The organism is Kitasatospora sp. NPDC056651 (assembly GCF_042792155.1).
GTDB lineage: Bacteria > Actinomycetota > Actinomycetes > Streptomycetales > Streptomycetaceae > Kitasatospora.
The window spans coordinates 96,063-117,934 of sequence record NZ_JBHTWX010000006.1 but is presented as its reverse complement, the minus strand read 5'-3'; the positions used below and the strand labels follow the sequence as shown (position 1 = coordinate 117,934).

General features: G+C 74.1%; 14 protein-coding genes. 10 read left to right on the top strand and 4 right to left on the bottom strand.

The genetic code is table 11. The annotated features are described in order from the left end of the window. Positions 1-38: 38 nt before the first annotated feature. Positions 39-1,253, bottom strand: coding sequence for an ROK family protein (locus tag ACFRAR_RS05055; RefSeq protein WP_380694890.1), 1,215 nt, complete (start codon positions 1,251-1,253; stop codon positions 39-41). Positions 1,254-1,446: 193 nt separating this feature from the next. Between ACFRAR_RS05055 and ACFRAR_RS05050 the strand changes: the two genes are divergently transcribed. The 3 genes from ACFRAR_RS05050 (at position 1,447) to ACFRAR_RS05040 (ending at position 5,444) form a co-directional block, all read left to right on the top strand. Then, positions 1,447-2,232, top strand: a complete 786-nt coding sequence (locus ACFRAR_RS05050; protein ID WP_380694888.1) for a sugar phosphate isomerase/epimerase family protein — start codon at positions 1,447-1,449, stop codon at positions 2,230-2,232. Between the two features lie 167 nt (positions 2,233-2,399). Continuing rightward, positions 2,400-3,353 carry a Gfo/Idh/MocA family protein gene (locus tag ACFRAR_RS05045; RefSeq protein WP_380694886.1) on the top strand — a complete coding sequence of 318 codons (954 nt, stop codon included), beginning with the start codon at positions 2,400-2,402 and terminating at the stop codon, positions 3,351-3,353. A 93-nt stretch (positions 3,354-3,446) separates the two neighbouring features. Further along, entirely contained in the window at positions 3,447-5,444 is a 1,998-nt protein-coding gene (locus ACFRAR_RS05040) for an endonuclease/exonuclease/phosphatase family protein (RefSeq protein WP_380694928.1), read from the top strand. Between the two features lie 112 nt (positions 5,445-5,556). Here ACFRAR_RS05040 and ACFRAR_RS05035 read toward each other — a convergent pair whose 3' ends face one another. The 3 genes from ACFRAR_RS05035 to ACFRAR_RS05025 form a co-directional block, all read right to left on the bottom strand. Continuing rightward, complete coding sequence (locus ACFRAR_RS05035) at positions 5,557-7,947, bottom strand: ATP-binding cassette domain-containing protein (protein ID WP_380694884.1); 2,391 nt, start codon at positions 7,945-7,947, stop codon at positions 5,557-5,559. Between the two features lie 100 nt (positions 7,948-8,047). Then, complete coding sequence (locus ACFRAR_RS05030) at positions 8,048-8,461, bottom strand: VOC family protein (protein ID WP_380694882.1); 414 nt, start codon at positions 8,459-8,461, stop codon at positions 8,048-8,050. A 93-nt stretch (positions 8,462-8,554) separates the two neighbouring features. Further along, entirely contained in the window at positions 8,555-9,787 is a 1,233-nt protein-coding gene (locus ACFRAR_RS05025) for a C40 family peptidase (RefSeq protein ID WP_380694880.1), read from the bottom strand. Between the two features lie 277 nt (positions 9,788-10,064). On the opposite strand from ACFRAR_RS05025, the gene ACFRAR_RS05020 reads away from it, so the two are divergent. The 7 genes from ACFRAR_RS05020 to ACFRAR_RS04990 all read left to right on the top strand — a co-directional run bounded on the left by ACFRAR_RS05020 (position 10,065) and on the right by ACFRAR_RS04990 (position 21,833). Beyond that, a complete protein-coding gene (locus tag ACFRAR_RS05020; protein WP_380694878.1) occupies positions 10,065-11,768 on the top strand; it encodes an acyclic terpene utilization AtuA family protein in 1,704 nt (567 codons plus the stop codon). After that, complete coding sequence (locus ACFRAR_RS05015) at positions 11,765-13,363, top strand: acyl-CoA carboxylase subunit beta (protein WP_380694876.1); 1,599 nt, start codon at positions 11,765-11,767, stop codon at positions 13,361-13,363. Before ACFRAR_RS05020 ends, ACFRAR_RS05015 begins: the two co-directional genes overlap by 4 nt. An 8-nt stretch (positions 13,364-13,371) precedes the next feature. Further along, a complete protein-coding gene (locus tag ACFRAR_RS05010) occupies positions 13,372-15,297 on the top strand; it encodes an acetyl/propionyl/methylcrotonyl-CoA carboxylase subunit alpha (RefSeq protein ID WP_380694874.1) in 1,926 nt (641 codons plus the stop codon). Between the two features lie 87 nt (positions 15,298-15,384). Next, complete coding sequence (locus tag ACFRAR_RS05005; RefSeq protein ID WP_380694872.1) at positions 15,385-16,557, top strand: acyl-CoA dehydrogenase family protein; 1,173 nt, start codon at positions 15,385-15,387, stop codon at positions 16,555-16,557. Between the two features lie 300 nt (positions 16,558-16,857). Then, positions 16,858-18,456 carry a 4-coumarate--CoA ligase family protein gene (locus ACFRAR_RS05000; protein WP_380694870.1) on the top strand — a complete coding sequence of 533 codons (1,599 nt, stop codon included), beginning with the start codon at positions 16,858-16,860 and terminating at the stop codon, positions 18,454-18,456. Between the two features lie 130 nt (positions 18,457-18,586). Further along, positions 18,587-19,207, top strand: coding sequence for a TetR/AcrR family transcriptional regulator (locus tag ACFRAR_RS04995; protein ID WP_380694868.1), 621 nt, complete (start codon positions 18,587-18,589; stop codon positions 19,205-19,207). A 148-nt stretch (positions 19,208-19,355) separates the two neighbouring features. Continuing rightward, positions 19,356-21,833, top strand: a complete 2,478-nt coding sequence (locus ACFRAR_RS04990; protein ID WP_380694866.1) for a SpoIIE family protein phosphatase — start codon at positions 19,356-19,358, stop codon at positions 21,831-21,833. The last annotated feature ends 39 nt before the right edge of the window (positions 21,834-21,872 follow it).

The window sequence follows — 21,872 nt, the reverse complement described above, 5'->3', positions numbered from 1 at the left end:
TGGGGGAGCGGCGCTGGGGGAGCGGCGCTCGGTGGGCCTCAGCGGGTGATGAACGTCGCCCCGTCCGCGAGCCGGACGGCCGCCGCGGCCGCGCCGACCAGTTCGGTGGTCGTGCTGTGCACCACCACCAGGCGCGGCAGCACCGGGACCCGCCCCTGCAACCGGCTCTCGATCGCGGCCGGCAGCTCGCCGCCGCTCTCCCAGAACAGCCGCCCGCCCAGGGCGATCAGCTCCGGCGCCAGCACCGCGCTCAGACCGGCCACCAGCAGCGCCAGGTCGTCGGTGAGCTCGCCGATCAGCCGCACCGCCGCCGGATCGCCCTCCCGCCCCAGCCGGAACAGTCCCGCCACCCGCTCGGCCGGGCTGCCGGAGACCGTCAGGCCCGCCTCGGTGATCCGCCGGTCCACCGCGTGGTCGCCGATCCTCGCCTGGGTGTCGCCGGTCCGCCCGAGCGGCCGGTCCAGCGCCGCGTGCCCGGCCATCAGGTGGCCGAGCGCCCCGGCCGCGCCCAGCCGGCCGCGGTGCAGCCGGCCGTCCAGCACGATCCCGGCGCCGACCTCGATGCCCACCACGACGGCCGCCAGGTCGCTCACCCCGGACGCGGCCGGCGACTCCCGGACGGCCAGCGCGACCAGGTTGACGTTGCTCTCGACCGCCACCGGGACGCCGTAGCGCTCCTGGAGCAGCACCCCCAGCCGCAGTCCGGGCCAGTCCAGCGCGGGCGCGAACTCCACCAGCCCGGTGCGGTCCCGGACCACCCCGGGCACGCCCACGACGAGGGCGCGGGGGGCGCCCGCGTGCCGTCCGGCCCAGTCCCGCAGGCCGTCCACCAGCGCGAGCAGCGGGCCGGTCAGGTCCTCGGCGGTGATCTCCCGCGGCCGGTCCGGGCCGGGGAACGCCCAGTGGTGCTCGGTCTCGTGCAGCACCGTGCCGTCCAGGGCCGCGACCACGCCGACGATCCGGCGCGGGCGCACCGCGATCGCCAGCACGGTCTGCGCGCGGGCGTTGTAGCGGATCAGCTGGGGCGGCCGGCCGCCGCTGGACGGCGCCCGCTCCGTCTCCACCTCCACCAGCCCCTCGGCCCGCAGCACCTCCACCAGCCGGTGCACGGTCGCGGTGCTGAGCCCGCTCTCGGCGGCCAGCCGCTGCCGGGACAGCGTGCCGTGCCGCCGCAGCACCTCCAGCAGGACGGTCTGGTTCACCTGGGCGACGGTCTGCGTCGTGGCGGTGGCGGGGGTACGGCTCGGGGGCATCGCGGGCTCCTCGGACCGGGTCGGGCCCGGGCGGGTCAGGACTTTGTCTCGGCTTGAATATATCCTTGGCCCGGCCTTCCCCAGGCCTTCCAGGGTCTTCCACGGCCTTCCACAGGCGTCCCCAGTGTTCCCCAGCGTTCCCCCGGCCCTTCTCCGGCCTCTCCCGGCCGTCCCGACAAGCCACGGAGCCGTCATGCCGCTCGCCTACTCCACGCTCGGGGTCCCCGGGCTCCCGCTGGCCGAGGCCGCCCGGCTGGCCGCCGACCACGGCTGGGCGGGGCTCGAACTGCGCTGCGCCGAGGGCGAGTCCGTCCACCCCGCGATGACCGGCCCGGAACGCCGCGCCGCCGCCCGCACCCTGCGGGCCCACGGCCTCACCCCCCTCGCGCTCGCCTCCTACGTCGGCGTCGCCGCCCCCGGGGCGGACGCCCCGGTGACGGAGGCGCTGCGCACCCACCTGCGCCTCGCCGCGGACCTGGGCGCGCCCGCCGTCCGGGTCTTCCCGCGCGGCGGCGACGGCCCCCGGGACGAGGCCGACGACCGGGCCGTCCGACGGCTCACCGCCATGGCGGAGGAGGCCCGGCGGCTCGGCGTGCGCGTCCTGGTCGAGACCCACGACTCCCACCGCGGCGGACGGGCGGTGGCCGGACTGCTGGAGCGCGTCGCCCACCCCGCCGTCGGCGCCCTGTGGGACCTGATGCACACCCACCTCGCCGCCGAGACCCCCGCCGAGTCCCATGCCGCGCTGGCGCCGTACCTCGGCCACGTCCAGGTCAAGGACATCGCCGGACCGCACGACCGCACCCCGCTCCCCCTGGGTGCCGGCGCCCTGCCGATCGCCGACTGCCTGCGCCTGCTGCCGCCGGACGCCTGGGTCTGCTGGGAGTACGAGGCCCCCTGGCACCCGGCCGCCGCCGCGCTGCCCCCGCTGCTCCCGTCGGGCGCGGCCTACCTCGCGGCGGCCGCCCGCGCGAGCTGAGGCCCGCCGCCGCGCGGGAAGTCGGCCCGGCCGACTGCTGGTGCGCGCCGTGGCCGGGCGGTGGCCGCGGCCGGACCTCGGGCTCGGGCGGCCGTCCCGGAGGCCGAGCCCGGCCGGCCCGCAGCCTAGGGTGTACCCGGACGACCACCCCACCGGCAGGAGGCCCGATGAACGCGAGCGCAGTGACCGAGACCCCGTTCCCGGTCGGGGTGATCGGCCTCGGCGACATCGCGCAGAAGGCCTATCTGCCGGTGCTCACCGCGCTGCCCGGGCTCGACCTGCGGCTGATGACCAGGGACGCGGCCAAGCTGGACCGGATCGGCGAGGCCCACCGGATCGCCCCCGAGCACCGCTTCACCGACCTCGATGCGCTGATCGGCAGTGGCATCGGGGCCGCGTTCGTGCACGCCGCCACCGCCGCGCACGTCCCGATCGTCGAGCGGCTGCTCACCGCCGGCGTGGACGTCTTCGTGGACAAGCCGCTCGACTACACCCTGGACGGCGCGCGCAGGCTGGTCGACCTCGCCGACCGCACCGGCCGCTCGCTGATGGTCGGCTTCAACCGCCGCCACGCGCCCGGCTACGCCCAGGCCAAGGAGCGCCCGCGGGACCTGATCGTGCTCCAGAAGAACCGCGAGGGTCTGGCCGAGACCGCCCGCACCCTGGTGTACGACGACTTCATCCACGTGGTGGACGTGCTGCGCTTCCTGGCGCCCGGCGAGATCGAGCACGTCGACGTCCGCTCGCGGGTGCGGGACGGACTGGTCGAGCACGTGGTGCTCACCCTCGGCGGCGAGGGCTTCACCGCGCTGGGCATCATGAACCGCGTCTCCGGTTCCACCGAGGAGGTGCTGGAGGTCTCCGGCGGCGACTCCAAGCGCGAGGTGCGCAACCTGGCCGAGGTGGTCGACCACCGCGGCCAGCCGACCGTCCGCCGCCGCGGCGACTGGGTGCCGGTGGCCCGTCAGCGCGGCATCGAGCAGTGCGTGCTGGCCTTCCTGACGGCCGTCCGCGCCGGGCAGCGGCTGGACGCCCACGACGCGCTGCGCACCCACGAGCTGTGCGAGCTGGTCGTCGAGCGGATCGAGTCTTCCTGGGAGTCCGCTGGAAGCAGCCTGTGAGGAACCAGGGCTGAACACCCCTCACGTCACCCCCGGGGAACCAGCAGTTCACCGATCAGGTCTTGTCGGGGCGTTTTCTACGCGCGTATCTTGATGGGCGCCGCGGGGGGCGGCCTTCCGTTCCCCCGCTACTTCCCTACGCGAGCAGCGCGCTCGAGCGCGCCTCCGCCCGGACCGCCGTGCCACCCCGTGCCGCACGACGGAGCTAGGAGCCCTGCCCCGGTGACCACCGCCCCCGCACCCCGCCCGCGCCGTACCCTGCTGCGCGCCGCCCTGATCCCGGCCGCGCTGGCCGCCTCGCTGGTCCTCGTCCCGCTGCCGGTGGCCAACGCCGCCACGCCCGCGACGCCCGCTCCGACCGAGGCCGGCCCGCTGCGGATCCACGACATCAAGGGCAACACCCGGACGTCCCCGCAGATCGGAAAGGCCGTCACCGGCGTGCCCGGCATCGTCACCGGCCTGCGCGCGTACGGCAGTTCCAAGGGCTTCTGGATGCAGGACCCGAACCCCGACGCCGACCCGGCCACCGGCGAGGGCATCTTCGTCTACACCGGCGGCAACCCGACCGTGAAGGTCGGCGACTCGGTGCTGGTCAGTGCCAAGGTCACCCGGTACTACCCGAACTTCGCCGGCGGCTCGCAGTCCATCACCGAGCTCAGCACCCCCGGCATCACCGTGCTCTCGGCCGGCAACCCGCTGCCCGCCCCGGTGGTCGTGGACACCCGCAACATCCCGGGCCGCTACGCCCCGCCGGCCGGCCCGGACGGCTCCATCGAGTCGGTGGTGCTCAACCCGGAGAAGTACACCCTGGACTTCTACGCGTCCCTGGAGGGCATGCTCGTCCAGGTCAACGACGTCCGGGTGGTGCAGGCGACCGACAAGTACAACGAGCTGTGGGTCGCCGCCGACAAGCAGGACCAGCGCAGCAAGCGCGGCGGCCTGCTGTACGAGTCGTACAAGGAGCCCAACGTCGGCCGCCTGATGGTGCAGCAGCAGGCGCCGGTGAACCAGCAGCCGTTCCCGGTGGCCAACGTCGGCGACGAGCTGACCGGCGCCACCACCGGCCCGCTGGACTACAACCAGTTCGGCGGCTACACCCTGGTCGCCGGCACCATGGGCGCCCTGAAGGACAACCACCTCCAGCGCGAGGTCACCCCCCAGGCGACCGACCGCGAACTCACCCTCGCCACCTACAACGTGGAGAACCTGGCCCCGACCAACCCGGACGCCAAGTTCGCCGAGCTGGCCCAGGGCATCGTCACCAACCTGCGCTCGCCCGACATCGTCGCCCTGGAGGAGATCCAGGACAACAACGGCAACAAGAACGACGGCACGGTCGACGCGAGCCAGACCGTCGCCAAGTTCATCGCCGCGATCAAGGCGGCCGGCGGCCCGGCCTACGACTGGCGCTCGGTCGACCCGCAGGACGGCAAGGACGGCGGCGAGCCCGGCGGCAACATCCGCCAGGTCTTCCTGTTCAACCCGCAGCGGGTGTCCTTCACCGACATACCCGGCGGCGACGCCACCACCGCCGTCGGCGTGGCCGGCACCGGCGCGAACACCGCGCTGACCGCCTCGCCCGGCCGGATCGAGCCGAACGACGAGGCCTGGACCAACAGCCGCAAGCCCCTGGTCGGCCAGTTCTCCTTCCGCGGCAAGAAGGTCTTCGTGATCGCCAACCACTTCAACAGCAAGGGTGGCGACCAGGGCATCGACAGCCGCTTCCAGCAGCCGACCCGCAGCTCCGAGGTGCAGCGGATCAAGCAGGCCACCGTCGAGCAGGGCTTCGTCGCCCAGCTGCTGGCCGCCGACAAGACGGCCAAGGTCGTCTCCCTCGGCGACTTCAACGACTACCAGTTCTCGCCCGCGCTCGCCGCGCTCACCAAGGACGGCGTGCTGCGCGACCTGGTGAACGAGCTGCCGGAGACCGAGCAGTACTCGTACGTCTACCAGGGCAACTCGCAGGTGCTGGACCACATCCTGGTCAGCCCCGAGGTGGGCTACGCCAAGTACGACGTGGTGCACATCAACGCCGAGTTCGCCAAGCAGGCCAGCGACCACGACCCGCAGGTGGTTCGCATCAAGCCGTAGTCCCCGCCCGTGGTCCCCGTCCACGGCCGACGCCGCCTCCGCCACCGGTGCCTCACCGGCGGCGGAGGCGGCGTCGTTCCGGCCCTGACCGGCCGGGCGGCCCCGGGACGGCTCAGCCCAGGTACCGGGCCAGCGCCTCGCCGGTCAGCGTGGACCGGGCGGCCACCAGCTCGGCCGGGGTGCCCTCGAAGACCACCCGGCCGCCGTCGTGCCCGGCCCCCGGCCCGAGGTCGATGATCCAGTCGGCGTGCGCCATCACCGCCGGGTGGTGCTCGATCACGATCACCGACTTGCCGGACTCGACCAGCCGGTCCAGCAGCCCGAGCAGCTGCTCGACGTCGGCCAGGTGCAGACCGGTGGTCGGCTCGTCCAGGACGTAGACGCCGCCCTTGTCCGCCATGTGGGTCGCCAGCCTGAGCCGCTGCCGCTCGCCGCCGGAGAGCGTGGTGAGCGGCTGGCCGAGGTTCAGGTAGCCGAGGCCGACGTCCGCCAGCCGCTCCAGGACGCGGTGCGCGGCCGGGAGCTTCGCCTCGCCCGAGCCGAAGAACTCCAGCGCCTCGGTCACCGGCATGGCCAGCACCTCGGCGATGTCCCGCCCGCCCAGGCGGTACTCCAGCACCGCCGGCTGGTAGCGCTTGCCCTCGCAGTCCTCGCAGGTGGTGGCCACCCCGGCCATCATCGCCAGGTCGGTGTAGACCACCCCGGCGCCGTTGCAGGTCGGACAGGCGCCCTCCGAGTTGGCGCTGAACAGGGCCGGCTTCACCCCGTTGGCCTTGGCGAAGGCCTTGCGGACCGGCTCCAGCAGCCCGGTGTAGGTGGCCGGGTTGCTGCGCCGGGAGCCCTTGATCGAACCCTGGTCGACCGAGACCACGCCCTCGCCGGCGGCCCCCGGCCCCTGCCGCAGCGAGCCGTGGATCAGTGAGCTCTTGCCCGAGCCGGCCACCCCCGTCACCACCGTGAGCACCCCGAGCGGGACGTCCACGTCCACGTCCCGCAGGTTGTGGGTGCTCGCGCCGCGGATCTCCAGCACACCGGTCGGCTCCCGCACGTCCTTCCGCAGCGCCGTACGGTCGGACAGGTGCCGGCCGGTCACCGTGCCGCTGGTGCGCAGCCCCTCGACGCCGCCCTCGTAGCAGACCGCGCCGCCCGCCGTACCGGCCCCGGGGCCGAGGTCGACCACGTGGTCGGCGATCGCGATGGTCTGCGGCTTGTGCTCCACCACCAGCACCGTGTTGCCCTTGTCCCGCAGGCGCAGCAGCAGCCTGTTCATCCGGTCGATGTCGTGCGGGTGCAGGCCGGTGGTCGGCTCGTCGAAGACGTAGGTGGTGTCGGTGAGCGAGGAGCCGAGGTGGCGGACCATCTTGACCCGCTGCGCCTCACCGCCGGAGAGGGTGCCGGTGGGGCGGTCCAGCGAGAGGTAGCCGAGGCCGATCTCCACGAAGGAGTCGAGGGCCTGCCCGAGGGAGCCGAGCAGCGGCGCCACCGAGGGCTCGTCGAGGCCGCGGACCCAGTCGGCGAGGTCGCTGATCTGCGTAGCGCAGGCGTCGGCGATGCTGATCCCGGCGATCTTCGAGGAGCGGGCCGCCTCGCTGAGCCGGGTGCCGCCGCAGTCGGGGCAGGCGGCGAAGGTGACGGCCCGCTCCACGAAGGCCCGGATGTGCGGCTGCAGCGCGTCCTTGTCCTTGGAGAGCATGGACTTCTGGATCTTGGGGATCAGGCCCTCGTAGGTGAGGTTGACGCCGTTGACCTTGACCTTGGTGGGCTCCCGGTACAGGAAGTCCCGCATCTCCTTCTTGGTGAACTTCCGGATCGGCTTGTCCGGGTCGAGGAAGCCCGAGTTGGCGTAGACGCCGACCGTCCACCAGCTGTCCGTCTTCCAGCCGGGGATGGTGAACGCGCCCTCGGAGATCGACTTGCTGTCGTCGTACAACTGGGTGAGGTCGATGTCCGAGACGGTGCCCCGGCCCTCGCAGCGCGGGCACATGCCGCCGGTGATGCTGAAGCTGCGCCGCTCCTTGACCGTCCGGCCGCCGCGCTCGACGGTGACGGCGCCGGCGCCGCTGATCGAGGGGACGTTGAAGGAGAAGGCCTTGGGGGAGCCGATGTGCGGGGTGCCGAGGCGGCTGAACAGGATGCGCAGCATGGCGTTGGCGTCGGTGGCGGTGCCGACGGTGGAGCGCGGGTCGGCGCCGATCCGCTGCTGGTCGACGATGATCGCGGTGGTCAGGCCTTCGAGGACGTCCACCTCGGGGCGGGCCAGGGTGGGCATGAAGCCCTGGACGAAGGCGCTGTAGGTCTCGTTGATCAGCCGCTGGGACTCGGCGGCGATGGTGTCGAAGACCAGCGAGCTCTTGCCCGAGCCGGACACGCCGGTGAACACCGTCAGCCGGCGCTTGGGGATGTCGACGCTGACGTCCTTCAGGTTGTTCTCGCGTGCGCCGTGCACGCGGATCAGGTCGTGGCTGTCGGCGACGTGCGGCCGCGCGTCCGTCCGCTTGGGCATCGTTCTCTTCGCTCCCTGGCTCTCGGCGGTCTGGGGGGTCCGTGGGTCCGGTGTGGGCCGGTGGGTCCGGGTCGGGCCGACGGGGTCGGCCCGACCCGGCTCAGCCCAGCTCGTTGAACCGGACCATAGTGCCCGCCGGGTCGCGGAACGCGCAGTCGCGGATGCCGTACGGCTGGAGGGTCGGCTCCTGGACGAGCTCGGCGCCGCCGGACTTCAGCCGGTCGAAGACGCCGTCCAGGTCGTGGGTGCCGAGGACGATCCGGGCGTAGGTGCCCTTGGCCATCATCTCGGTGATGGTCCGCTGCTCCTCCTCGGTGCGGCCCGGGTCGGCGGCGGCCGGCTCCAGTACCAGGGAGACGTCGGGCCGGCCGGCCGGGCCCACGGTGATCCAGCGCATCGGGCCGCCGCCGATGTCGCTGCGCACCTCGAAGCCGACCAGGTCGCGGTAGAAGGCGAGGGAGGCCTCGGGGTCGGTGTGGGGGAGGAAGGTCCAGTGGATGGTGATGTCGTTCATGACCGCAACGCTAGGCGCGCCCCCGGGCCGGGCGCTTCTCGAATCCTGATCGGTCGGCGCGGCGGTCCCGGGGGCGGGGGCCCCGGACGGGGCCTAGCAGTCGGGGATGGTGGTGCCGTTGTTGTCCTTGGCCGTGTCGCTGCCCCAGCGGGTCAGGTAGAAGGCGGACACCCACTGACCGGCCGGGCCGCCGTCCGAGTCGGTCTTCAGCCACCAGTGGTTGTAGCTGCTGCCGTTGGAGACCTCACGGCCCCAGGCCTTGCAGTACACGTAGTTCGTGCCCTGGTACAGGGTCCCGGTGGCGTTGGTGGAGGTGGGCGAGGAGTAGACGCTCGCGTTGGCGAAGGTGTCCACCCAGTACTTGCCGGTGGCGGGCGGGGCGCCGCCGCCCTGGCAGGTGGGGATGACCGTGCCGTCGTTGGCCTTGGCCACGTCGTTGCCCCAGCGGGACAGGTAGTACGCCGAGACCCACTGGCCGCCGGGGCCCGAGTCCGGGTCGGTCTTCAGCCACCAGTGGTTGTAGTTGGTGCCGTTGGAGACCTCACGGCCCCAGGCCTTGCAGTACACGTAGTTGGTGCCCTGGTACAGGGTCCCGGTGCTGGTGGTGGAGGTGGGGGAGCCGTACACCGGCGCGGTGGCGTTGGTGTCCACCCAGTACTGGCCGCTGTTGGCCGGCGGCGGGGTGGTCGGCGGGGTGGGCGGGGTGGTGCTGCCGGGGCCGTAGAGGCGGATGGCGCCGTAGTAGTCGCCGTGCGAGGAGAGCGGCGCCACCTGGACGTAGCCGCCGGAGTACGGGGCCTCGACGATGTAGCCCTGTCCGAGGTACATCGCGACGTGGTGGATGGTGGAGGCGGTGTTGCCGAAGTACACCAGGTCGCCGGGGAGCAGCGGTGCGGTCCCGTCCGCCCGGTAGTAGCGGGCGACGGCCCGGGAGGTCGGCCACTGGGTGCGCGTGGTGCCGTTGATGACGTCCTCGCCGACCGCCAGGTAGTAGGCGTAGCGGACGAGGCCGGAGCAGTCCAGACCGCGGACGTTGCAGTCGTTGGGCGCGCCGTTGGCGGAGTCGCAGAGGCCGTACGTCGGGCCGGGCTGCGAGCCGTGGCCGCCGCCCCACGAGTACGGGGTGCCCATCTGCCCGCACGCGGAGCGGACGGCGGCGTTCGCCTGGCTCGCCGCACCGGTGGAGAGCACTCCGCAGGCGGGCGCCGCGTGGGCCGGCTCGGCACCGGCGAAGAACACGCCGACCGACACCAGCACCGACAGCAGGGCGGCCCACCGCAGTGGCGCGACCAGCCGTCTTGACAAAAGGTTTACGCGCGTAGTCATGGTCGCGCATCTTTCCGGAATCACTGACTCCGGGTCAATGGTTGTGCGGCACACTCCCGCTGTGGCCTCGGCAGTTGCCGGTTGGCGAGCCGCGGCCCGCGAACCGGCAACTTCGCGGCATCCCCGCCGCGGAGCGTCGCGACGGCTGCCCGGCCGGCTGAGCCGGGTCGGGCCGAAACAAGCAAGCGTGATTGCTTTTTTCTCCGGCCGGTGCCACGCTGCTGCCGGCGGCGCCCGCCGAGGGTGCGCCCAACTCGCCGACAGGGGAGGCGCATTGGTGGACGACGGCGCGGTGCTGCGGATCGGCAACGCCTCGGGTTTCTACGGGGACCGCTTCGCCGCGGTGCGGGAGATGCTCACCGGCGGGCCGCTGGACGTGCTCACCGGTGACTACCTGGCCGAGCTGACGATGCTGATCCTCGCCCGGGACCGGCTGAAGGACCCGTCGCTCGGCTACGCCCGCACCTTCCTGCGGCAGATGGAGGAGTGCCTCGGCCTGGCCCGCGAGCGGGGCGTGCGGATCGTGGTCAACGCGGGCGGGCTCAACCCGGCCCGGCTGGCCGAGGAGCTGCGCGCTCTGGCGCGGCGGCTGGGCGTGGAAGCGGTCGTCGCCCATGTCGAGGGTGACGACCTGCTGCCACGCCGGGCCGAACTCGGCCTGCCGGATGGACTGTTGGCGGCCAACGCCTATCTGGGCGGGTTCGGCGTCGCCGCCTGCCTGGCCGAGGGGGCGGACGTGGTGGTCACCGGGCGGGTCACCGACGCCGCCCTGGTCGCCGGGCCCGCGATCGCCCGGTTCGGATGGACGGCCGAGGACCTGGACGCCCTGGCCGGGGCCGTGGTGGCCGGGCACGTGCTGGAGTGCGGGGCGCAGGCGACCGGCGGCAACTACGCCTTCTTCCGGGAGCACGACGTCACCCGGCCCGGCTTCCCGCTCGCCGAACTGCGCGCCGACGGCTCCAGCGTGATCACCAAGCACCCGGGCACCGGCGGCGCCGTCACCATCGGCACCGTCACCGCCCAACTCCTGTACGAGACCGGCGGACCGCACTACCTCGGCCCGGACGTCACGGCCCGGCTGGACACCGTCCGGCTCGCCGAGGAGGGCCCGGACCGGGTGCGGATCGACGGAGTGCGCGGCGAGGCCCCGCCGCCCACCCTCAAGGTCGGCCTCAACCGGCTCGGCGGCCACCACAACGAGGTGGTGTTCGTCCTCACCGGCCTGGACATCGAGGCCAAGGCGGCGCTGGTGCGGCGGCAGTTCGCCGAGGCGCTGCCGCCGGAGGCCCGCCCGGCCGAGCTGCGCTGGACGCTCGCCCGCACCGACCACCCGGACGCCCCGACCGAGGAGGCCGCCTCCGCGCTGCTGAGGCTGTCCGCCCGTGACCCGGACCCGGCCAGGGTGGGGCGCGAACTCGGCAGGGCGGCCGTGGAGTCGGGCCTGTCCGGGTACCCGGGCTTCCATCTCACCGCGCCGCCCGGGCCGGGCGCTCCGTACGGGGTGTTCGGTGCCGCGTACGTCGACGCGAAGGCCGTCGGGCACACCGCCGTGCTGCCGGACGGTCGCCGGATCGCCGTACCGCCGGCCCCGGCCACCTCCCGACCGGGCGACGTCGTCCAGGAGCTGCCCGCGCCGCTGCCGGACGGGCCCACCCGCCGGGCCCCGCTCGGCCTGGTGGCCGGCGCGCGCAGCGGGGACAAGGGCGGGGATGCCAACCTCGGTGTCTGGGCCCGCTCCGAGGAGGGCTGGCGCTGGCTGGCCCACACCCTCACCGTCGAGCTGCTGCGCGAACTGCTGCCCGAGGCGGCCGAGTTGCCCGTCGCCCGGTACCTGCTGCCGAACCTGCGCGCGGTCAACTTCACCCTCACCGGCCTGCTCGGCGAGGGCGTCGCCGCCCGGCACCGCTTCGACCCACAGGCCAAGGCCCTGGGGGAGTGGCTGCGGGCCCGCCACCTCGACATCCCGGAGGCCCTGCTGTGACCGTCCTGACCACCCGCGTCGACCCGGCCGGGCCCGACCACGCCGAGCACCGCGCCGCGATGGTCGCCAAGCTCGCCGAACTCGACACCGAGCACGCCAAGGCGCTGGCGGGCGGCGGCCCCCGCTACCTGGAACGCCACCGCGGGCGCGGCAAACTGCCGGCCCGCGAGCGGATCGAGCTGCTGGTCGACCAGGACTCCCCGTTCCTGGAGCTGTCCCCGCTGGCCGCCTGGGGGAGCGACCACCCGGTCGGCGCGGCCCTGGTCACCGGCATCGGGGTGATCGAGGGCGTCGAGTGCGTGATCACCGCCAACGACCCGACCGTGCGCGGCGGCGCCAGCAACCCGTGGACCCTCCGCAAGGCCCTGCGCGCCAACGAGATCGCGCTGGACAACCGCCTCCCGCTGGTCAGCCTGGTCGAGTCCGGCGGCGCCGACCTGCCCAGCCAGAAGGAGATCTTCATCCCCGGCGGCGCCCTGTTCCGCGACCTCACCCGGCTGTCCGCCGCCGGAATCCCCACCGTGGCCGTGGTGTTCGGCAACTCGACGGCCGGCGGCGCCTACGTGCCGGGCCTGTCCGACCACACCGTGCTGGTCAAGGACCGCGCCAAGGTGTTCCTCGGCGGCCCGCCGCTGGTGCGGATGGCCACCGGAGAGGAGGCCGACGACGAGTCGCTGGGCGGCGCCGAGATGCACGCCCGGACCTCCGGCCTGGCCGACCATGTCGCCGCGGACGAGGCGGACGCGCTGCGGATCGCCCGCCGGATCGTCGCCCGGCTCGACCACCGCAAGCCCGGCCCGGGACCCGACCCGCTGGCCGAGCCCCCGAAGTACGCCGAGGAGGAGCTGCTCGGCATCGTCCCCGGCGACCTCAAGGTGCCCTTCGACCCGCGCGAGGTGATCGCCCGGATCGTCGACGGCTCCGACTTCGACGAGTTCAAACCGCTCTACGGCACCAGCCTGGCCACCGGCTGGGCCCGTCTGCACGGCTACCCGGTCGGCATCCTGGCGAACGCCCAGGGCGTGCTGTTCAGCCAGGAGTCCCAGAAGGCCGCCCAGTTCATCCAGCTGGCCAACCAGCGGAACACCCCGCTGCTGTTCCTGCACAACACCACCGGCTACATGGTCGGCAAGGACTACGAGCAGGGCGGCATCATCAAGCACGGCGCGATGATGATCAACGCCGTCGCGAACTCCACCGTCCCGCACCTGTCGGTGCTGATGGGCGCCTCGTACGGGGCCGGGCACTACGGCATGTGCGGCCGGGCGTACCGGCCGCGCTTCCTGTTCTCCTGGCCGAGCGCCAAGTCCGCCGTGATGGGGGCGCAACAGCTCGCCGGCGTGCTGTCGATCGTCGCCCGGCAGTCCGCCGCGGCGAAGGGGCAGCCGTACGACGAGGACGCGGACGCGGCGATCCGGGCGATGGTCGAGCAGCAGATCGAGGCGGAGTCGCTGCCGGTGTTCCTCTCCGGCCGGCTCTACGACGACGGCGTGATCGACCCGCGCGACACCCGGACGGTGCTCGGCCTCTGCCTGTCCGCGGTCCACAACGCGCCGGTCGAGGGCGCGCGCGGCTACGGCGTCTTCCGATTCTGAGGGACTACATGATCACCAACCTGCTGGTCGCCAACCGGGGCGAGATCGCCCGCCGGGTCTTCCGCACCTGCCGGGAACTGGGCATCGCGACCACCGCCGTCCACTCCGACCCGGACGCCGGGGCCCCGCACGTCCGCGAGGCCGACGCCGCCGTCCGGCTGCCCGGCGCCGTGCCCGCCGACACCTACCTGCGCGCCGACCTGATCGTCCGGGCCGCGCTCGCCGCCGGGGCCGACGCCGTCCACCCCGGGTACGGATTCCTCTCCGAGAGCGCCGGGTTCGCGCGGGCCGTGCTGGACGCCGGCCTGGTCTGGGTCGGCCCGCCGCCGGCCGCGATCGCCGCGATGGGCTCCAAGACGGCCGCCAAGCGGCTGATGGCCGAGGCCGGAGTGCCGGTGCTCGACGCCCTCGCCGAGCCGACCGAGGCCGACCTGCCGGTGTTGGTCAAGGCGGCCGCGGGCGGCGGCGGGCGCGGCATGCGCGTGGTGCGGAGCCTCGCGGAGCTGCCCGGCGAACTGACGGCGGCCCGCGCCGAGGCGGCCAAGGCCTTCGGCTCCGACGAGGTGTTCTGCGAGCGCTACCTGCCCACCGGGCGGCACGTCGAGGTCCAGCTGCTGGCCGACGCCCACGGCGCCGTCTGGGCGGTCGGCGACCGGGACTGCTCGCTGCAACGGCGCCACCAGAAGGTGATCGAGGAGGCCCCGGCCCCCGGCCTGCCGGCCGAGGTCAGGGCCGGGCTGTACACGGCCGCCCGCGATGCCGCGAAGGCGATCGGCTACACCGGCGCCGGCACCGCCGAGTTCCTGCTCGCCGAGGACGGCCGGTTCTTCTTCCTGGAGATGAACACCCGCCTCCAGGTCGAACACCCGGTCACCGAGGCCGTCACCGGCCTGGACCTGGTCGCCCTCCAGCTCGCCGTCGCCGAAGGGGACCCGCTGCCCGCGCCGGCCCCGCCGCCGACCACCGGCCACGCGATCGAGGCGCGGCTCTACGCCGAGGACCCGGCCCGGGACTGGCAGCCCGCCACCGGCACCCTGCACCGGCTCGAACTCACGGTCCCGCACCAGGAGTTCACCGGCTCCGGGCTCCGACTGGACTCCGGCGTGGCGGCCGGCGACGAGATCACCCCGCACTACGACGCGATGCTCGCCAAGGTGACCGCCTGGGCGCCGACCCGCGCCGCCGCCGCCCGCCGGCTCGCCGACGCGCTCGCCCGGGCCCGCGTCCACGGCCCGGCCACCAACCGGGAGCTGCTGATCCGCGCGCTGCGCCACCCGGCGTTCCTGGCCGCACGGCTGCACACCGGCTTCCTGGCCGAGCACACGGCCGAACTCGTCGCCCCGGCCGCCGGCGCCGTGCGACGCGCCGCGCTGGCCGCCGCCCTCGCCGACGCCGCCGCCCGCCGAAGCCCCTTCCCGTCCGGCTGGCGCAACCTGCCCTCCCAGCCGCAGGTCAAGCGCTACCGGAGCGCCGACGGCACCGAGACCGAGGTCCGCTACCGGCTCACCCGGGCCGGCCTGCTGGCCGAGGACCACCCGGAGACCGAGCTGGTCGAGGCGGCGCCGGACCGGGTCGTGCTGTCCGAGGGCGGGCTGCGCCGCGCCTACCCCGTCGCCCGGTACGGCGACCGGGTGTACGTCGACACCCCCGACGGCGGCGTCGCACTCACCGCCCTGCCGCGCTTCCCCGACCCCGCCGTCCGCACCGACCCCGGCGCGCTGCTCGCCCCGATGCCGGGCACCGTCGTCCGGGTCGCGGCCGCCGCAGGGGACACCGTCACCGCGGGGCAGCCGCTGCTGGTGCTGGAGGCGATGAAGATGGAGCACCGGGTCGCCGCCCCCGCCGACGGCACCCTCGTCGACCTGCTCGTCGCCCCCGGCCGGCAGGTCGAGACCGGCGCCCTGCTGGCCGTCGTCCGGCCCGCCGAGGCCTGAGAACCCCACCCGAGGCGTGAGAACCCCACCCGAGCCCGAGAAGCCACCGAAGCCCGAGAGCCCACCGAAGCCTGAGGAAGGACCCGCATGTCCACCATCGGCAGTCAGCTCCTGGAGACCCCCGAGCGCCGCGACCTGCGCCGGGCCGTCGGCGACCTCGGCCGCCGCTACGGCTCCTCGTACTACCTCGCCAAGGCGCGGGCCGGCGAGCCCGCCGACGAACTGTGGGCGGAGGCCGGCCGGGCCGGCTACCTCGGCGTCAACCTGCCCGCCGAGTACGGCGGAGGAGGCGGCGGCATCACCGACCTCGCCATCGTGCTGGAGGAACTCGGCGCCGCCGGCTGCCCGTTGCTGCTGCTCATCGTCTCCCCGGCGATCTGCGGCACGGTGATCGCCCGCTACGGCACCGAGGAGCAGAAGCGCCGCTGGCTGCCGGGCCTGGCCGACGGCAGCCGCAAGATGGCCTTCGGCATCACCGAACCGGACGCCGGCTCCAACTCGCACCGGATCTCCACCGTCGCCCGCCGGGACGGCGAGGACTGGCTGCTGACCGGCCGCAAGGTCTTCGTCTCCGGCATCGACCACGCGGACGCGGTGCTGTTCGTCGCCCGCACCGAGGACGCTCGCACCGGCAAGCTGAAGCCCTGTCTGTTCGTCGTCCCGCGCGAGGCGCCCGGTTTCGAGTACCGGGCGATCCCGATGGAGCTCGTCGCCCCGGAGAAGCAGTTCCAGGTGTTCCTGGACGACGTCCGGCTGCCCGCCGACGCCCTGGTCGGCGACGAGGACGCGGGCCTGCTCCAGCTGTTCGCCGGCCTCAACCCCGAGCGCGTCCTGACCGCCGCCTTCTCGCTCGGCCTGGCCCGGCAGGCCCTCGGCAAGGCCGTGGAGTACGCGAAGACCCGCACCGTCTGGTCCACCCCGATCGGCGCCCACCAGGGCCTGGCCCACCCGCTCGCCCAGTGCGCGGTGGAGATCGAGCTGGCCCGGCTGATGACCCAGAAGGCCGGGCTGCTCTACGACGCGGGCGAGGACCTCGCCGCCGGGGAGGCCGCCAACATGGCCAAGTACGCCGCGGGGGAGGCCGCCGCCCGGACCGTCGACCAGGCGGTGCAGACCCTCGGCGGCAACGGCCTGACCCAGGAGTACGGACTGGGCGCGCTGCTGGCCGCCACCCGGGTGGGGCGGGTGGCCCCGGTCAGCCGCGAGATGGTGCTCAACTACGTCGCCCAGCATACCCTGGGGCTGCCCAGGTCGTACTGACCTCCGGCCGGTCGGACGGGCGAGCGAGGCGTGCGGACGGGCGGGCGGGGCGAGCGGGCGGGAACGGGCGTCCGGCGTGAGTGCCCCGGGGGCGGGGAAGAGCCCCCGGGGCGGGCGGCGGTGGTGCGCGCCGTGCGGGCGGGCGCCCCCCGGGACCACCTGCGCCTCCCCTGCTCCATCACGGGTTCCCCACAATGGCGGAGCCAGCACCCTGACTGTCCGTATGCTCCTGAAAGCGCCCTCGCACCGAATTTGCCCGCCGGTTCGTTGCAGCGTCAACTTCCTTACTGGAGGCCCACCTTGGTGTTCCGAAGCGAGTTCCCCGACGTCCCCGTGGTCGACCTGCCGATCCACGAGGCGGTGCTCGGCGCCGCGGCGGCGCACGGCGACCGGCCGGCCCTGATCGACGGCCTCACCGGCGAGACCGTCAGCTACGCCCGACTCGCCTCCTCCGTCGAGCGGGTGGCCGCCGGGCTGGCCGCGACAGGCGTGCGCCGCGGCGACGTCGTCGCCCTCTTCAGCCCCAATTCGACCGCCTACCCGATGGCCTACTACGGCGCGAGCAGGGCCGGCGCCACCGTCACCACGGTCTCCTCGCTGGCCACGCCCGCCGACCTGGCCGGGCAGCTGCGCGACAGCGGCACCCGCTGGCTGGTCACCGTCGCCGCCTTCCTGCCGACCGCCCGTTCGGCCGCCGAACTGCTCGCCGAACAGGGCCGCCCGCTGGCCGAGATCATCGTGCTGGACGGCGCCGAGGGCCACCGCTCGCTCGCAGACCTGCTGGCCGCCCCCGGCCCCGCCCCCGACGTCGCCATCGACCCGGCCGAGGACATCGCCGTCCTCCCGTACTCCAGCGGCACCACCGGCCTGCCCAAGGGCGTGATGCTCACCCACCGCTCGATCGCCACCAACCTCGCCCAGTGCGACGCCCTCTACCACCCCGCCGAGGGCGAACGGGTGCTCGCCGTCCTGCCCTTCTTCCACATCTACGGACAGGCCGCGCTGCTCAACCAGCCGCTGCGCTGCGGCGCCACCGTCGTCGTCCTGCCCCGCTTCGACCTCGAACAGTTCTGCCGCACCGTCCAGGACCACCGGGTACAGGCCCTGGTGGTGGCCCCGCCGATCGCCCTCGCACTGGCCCGGCACCCGGTCGTGGAGCGGTACGACCTCTCCACGGTCGAGTACCTGCTGTGCGCCGCCGCCCCGCTGGACCACGAACTCGCCACCGCCTGCGCCCGCCGCCTCGGCCTGCCGCACCTGCTCCAGGGCTACGGCATGACCGAGCTCTCCCCGGTCAGCCACGTGGTCTCCCCGCACGAGGACAACCCCCCGCCCGGCTCGGTCGGCCGGATGCTCCCCTCCACCGAGCTGCGGATCGCCGCCCTGGACGGCTCCGACGCCGACCTCGGGCCCGGCGAGCGCGGCGAGATGCTGATCCGCGGCCCCCAGGTGATGAAGGGCTACCTCGGCCGCCCCACCGAGACCGCCGCGGTGGTCGACGCCGAGGGCTGGCTGCACACCGGCGACGTCGGCTTCGTGGACGAGCGCGGCTACCTGCACATCGTCGACCGGGTCAAGGAGCTGATCAAGTACAAGGGCTACCAGGTCGCCCCCGCCGAACTGGAGGCCGTGCTGCTCGGCCACCCGCAGATCACCGACGCCGCCGTGATCGGCGTCCCGGACGCCGAGGGCACCGAGTGCCCCAAGGCCTTCGTGGTCCGCGCCCCGGGCAGCGACCTGACCGAGGACGAGGTCACCGGGTACGTCGCCGGCCAGGTCGCCCCGTACAAGAAGGTCCGCGCGGTGGAGTTCGTCGAGGCCGTCCCCAAGTCCGCGGCCGGCAAGATCCTCCGCCGCGAGCTGCGCGCCCGCGAGGCGGGGCGCACCGCCGTCAGCTGAGCGCCGCCGCCCGCCGAGCGGCGGAGGCCGCCCCGGCGGCCCGGGACCGGCGCCCGTCTGTGAGGATCGTCCCGCCGCGCCCCGACCGGGAGCCGCCGAGCCCCGACCGGAACAGGAACCGCCCGCCGCCATGACCAGCCACCCCGCCGCCCGCACCCCGCAGCAGGACCGCAGCCGCGCCACCAGGGCCCGGCTGCTCGCGGCGGCCGTGGACTGCCTGGCCGAGCTCGGCTGGCACGGCTCCACCGTTTCCGTCGTCGCCGAACGCGCCGGCGTCTCCCGAGGCGCGGCCCAGCACCACTTCCCGACCCGCGAGGACCTCTTCACCGCGGCCGTCGAACACGTCACCGCCGAGCGGCTGGCAGCCGTCCGCGCCCACGCGGACGAACTGCCGGCCGCCGGGCCCGACCGCACCCGGGCCGTGGTCGACATGATCGTCCGCCTCTACACCGGCCCGCTGTTCCGCGCCGCCCTCCACCTGTGGACCGCCGCGGCCACCGAGGAGACGCTCCGGGAACGGATCATCGCCCTGGAGGGCCACGTCGGCCGGGAGGCCCACCGGGCCGCCGTGGAGTTCCTGGACGCCGACCAGAGCCTCCCCGGCGTCCGCGAATCGGTGCAGGCCACACTGGACCTCGCCCGCGGACTGGGCCTCGCCAACCTGCTCACCGACGACAGCCACCGACGTTCCGGAGTGATCCGGCAGTGGGCGGGCGTTCTGGAGAGTACGCTGCGGCCGGTACGCCCATGACGCCCGTACACCCGGAGCGGCCGGACGCCCCCTGACCAAGGGGTCGCCGGGCGGCCGATGTCCGTGCAGTCTGGAGAAGAACCCCGGCCGGCTCGGACCGCGAGGCCCACCCGGCCGGGCACGAGCCGAACCGGGGTGCTGCCTGATCATGCACGGACACGAGTGGGACGCGATCACCGCCGACCTGGCACGGGGCACGGCCCCGACACGTCCCGGGGCCGAACGCCCCGAAGGCCATCGGCTGGTCCCGCTCGCGACGGTACTGATCCAGGACGACGGACTCGTCCTGCACTGGAGCGAGGACGCCGAAGCCCTGCTCGGGTACTCCGCGGAGGAGGCCGTCGGCAGCCACGCCGCCCGGCTCCTCACCGACGAGTCCGACCGCGACGAGGTCCTCGGCCTGTTCGGGCGGATCATGGGCGGCACCGGCTGGTCCGGCGTCCTCCCGGTGCGCCACCGCGACGGCCACAAGGTCGACCTGGAGTTCCGCACCTACCCGATCGCCGGCCCGGCCGGCACCCTGCTGCTGCTCGCCACCGCCTCCGACACCCACGCCCTGCACGCCGTCGAGGCCGACCTCGCGGTGCTGGACGGCGTCTTCGCCCGCTCGCCGATCGGCATGGCCGTCTACGACACCGACCTGCGCTACCTGCGGATCAACGAGGCGCTCGCCCGGATGAACGGCGTACCGGTCGCCGCCCACCTCGGCCGCCGGATATCCGCCGTCCTGCCCGGCATCAACAGCAGCGAGATCGAGCAGATCATGCGCCAGGTGCTGAAGACCGGGAAGCCCGTGGTGGACGCCCGCTCGCACGGCAGGGTGCCCGGCGACCCCAAGCGGGACCGCGCCTGGTCCGCCTCCTACTTCCGGCTGGAGGACTCCACCGGGCGGATCTTCGGGGTCTGCTCCTCGATCATCGACGTCACCGAACGCTTCCAGGCCGAGGCCCGGGCCGCCCGGGCCCAGGAACGGCTGGCCACCATCGCCGAGGCGACCGCCCGGATCGGCACCACCCTCGACCTCCAGCGCACCGCCGAGGAGCTGATCGAGGCCGTCGTCCCCCGGTTCGCCGACTTCGCCACCGTGGACCTGCTGGAACCCGTGCTGCGCGGCGCCGAGCCCACCGCGATCCCCTCCGACCGGGACATCATGCTGCGCGCCGTCGCCGTCGGCGAGTCCTACGACTCCGGCCTCGCGCACGCCGTCGACGTGGTCGGCGAGACCTCCGAGTACGGCCCCGACCGCAGCTACGTCCAGTGCCTGCGCAGCGGGAAGCCGCTGCTGCGCACCCACGTGGACGAGGACGCGCTGCGCGGGCTGGTCTCCAGCGAGGACCGGGTGGCCCCCGGGATGGCGGCGGGCATCCACTCGTACCTGATGGTGCCGATCACCGCCCGGGGCATGGTCCTCGGGGGCTCCGAGTTCATCCGGATGCGCAACCCCGAGCCGTTCACCGCCGCCGACGTCGCCCTCGCCGAGGAACTGGTCGCCCGCACCGCGCTGGCGCTCGACAACGCCCGGCTCTACCGCCGCGAGCGGGAGACCGCCCTCACCCTCCAGCGCAGCCTGCTGCCGCAGGAGGTGCACCGCACCCTCGGCCTGGAGATCGCCTACCGCTACCTGCCCAGCAGCGTGGTCAGCGAGGTCGGCGGCGACTGGTTCGACGTGGTGCCGCTGTCCTCCGGGCGGGTCGCCCTGGTGGTCGGCGACGTGATGGGCCACGGCATCCGGGCCGCCGCCACGATGGGCCAGCTGCGCACCGTCGCCCGGACCCTCGCCACCCTCGACATGCCGCCCGAGCAGGTCCTCACCCGACTGGACGAGACCGCCTCGGGGATCGGCGAGGGCCAGTTCGCCACCTGCATCTGCGCGGTGTACGACCCGCTGGAGCGCAGTGTCCAGGTCGCCTCGGCCGGGCACCTGCCGCCGGTCCGGGTCGCCCCCGACGGCACCGCCACCAGGGTCGAGGTGCCGCCCGGCGTGCCGCTGGGCGTCGGCGGGGTGGCCTTCGAGTCGATCGAGTTCACCATCCCCGAGGGCGGCACGGTCGCGCTCTACACCGACGGCCTGGTCGAGCGGCGCGGACAGGACCTGGACGCCGGGATCGACCGGCTGGCCCGCACCCTGGCCGGCCCCGGGCGGACCCTGGAGGAGAGCTGTGACGCCGTCCTCGGCGCACTGGTCACCGACGGCACCGAGGACGACATCGCGATGATCATGGCCCGGGTGCTGCCGCTGCCCGCCGACCGGGTCGTCACCCTGCCGCTCACCGGCGGCGGCCGGGTGCCCGGCAAGGCCCGCCGCTTCACCCGCGCGACCCTGGAGACCTGGGGCCTGACGGCGCTCGCCGACTACGCCGAACTGCTGGTCAGCGAGCTCGTGACGAACGCCCTGCTGCACGCGGGCGCGCCGCGCCGGCTGCGGCTGTTCCGCGACCGGGTGCTCACCGTCGAGGTCTCCGACGCCGGCGGGCAGGCCCCGCAGCTGCGCCCGTTCGCCGAGCAGGACGAGGGCGGGCGCGGGATGTTCCTGGTCAGCGAGCTGGCCCAGCGCTGGGGCACTCGGCTCACCCGGGACGGCAAGGTGGTCTGGGCCGAGCTGGAGCTGCCCTTCGGGGTCGCGTAGGGCTCGCGGTCGGGCAGGGCTCGCGGCGGTGTCGCGCCC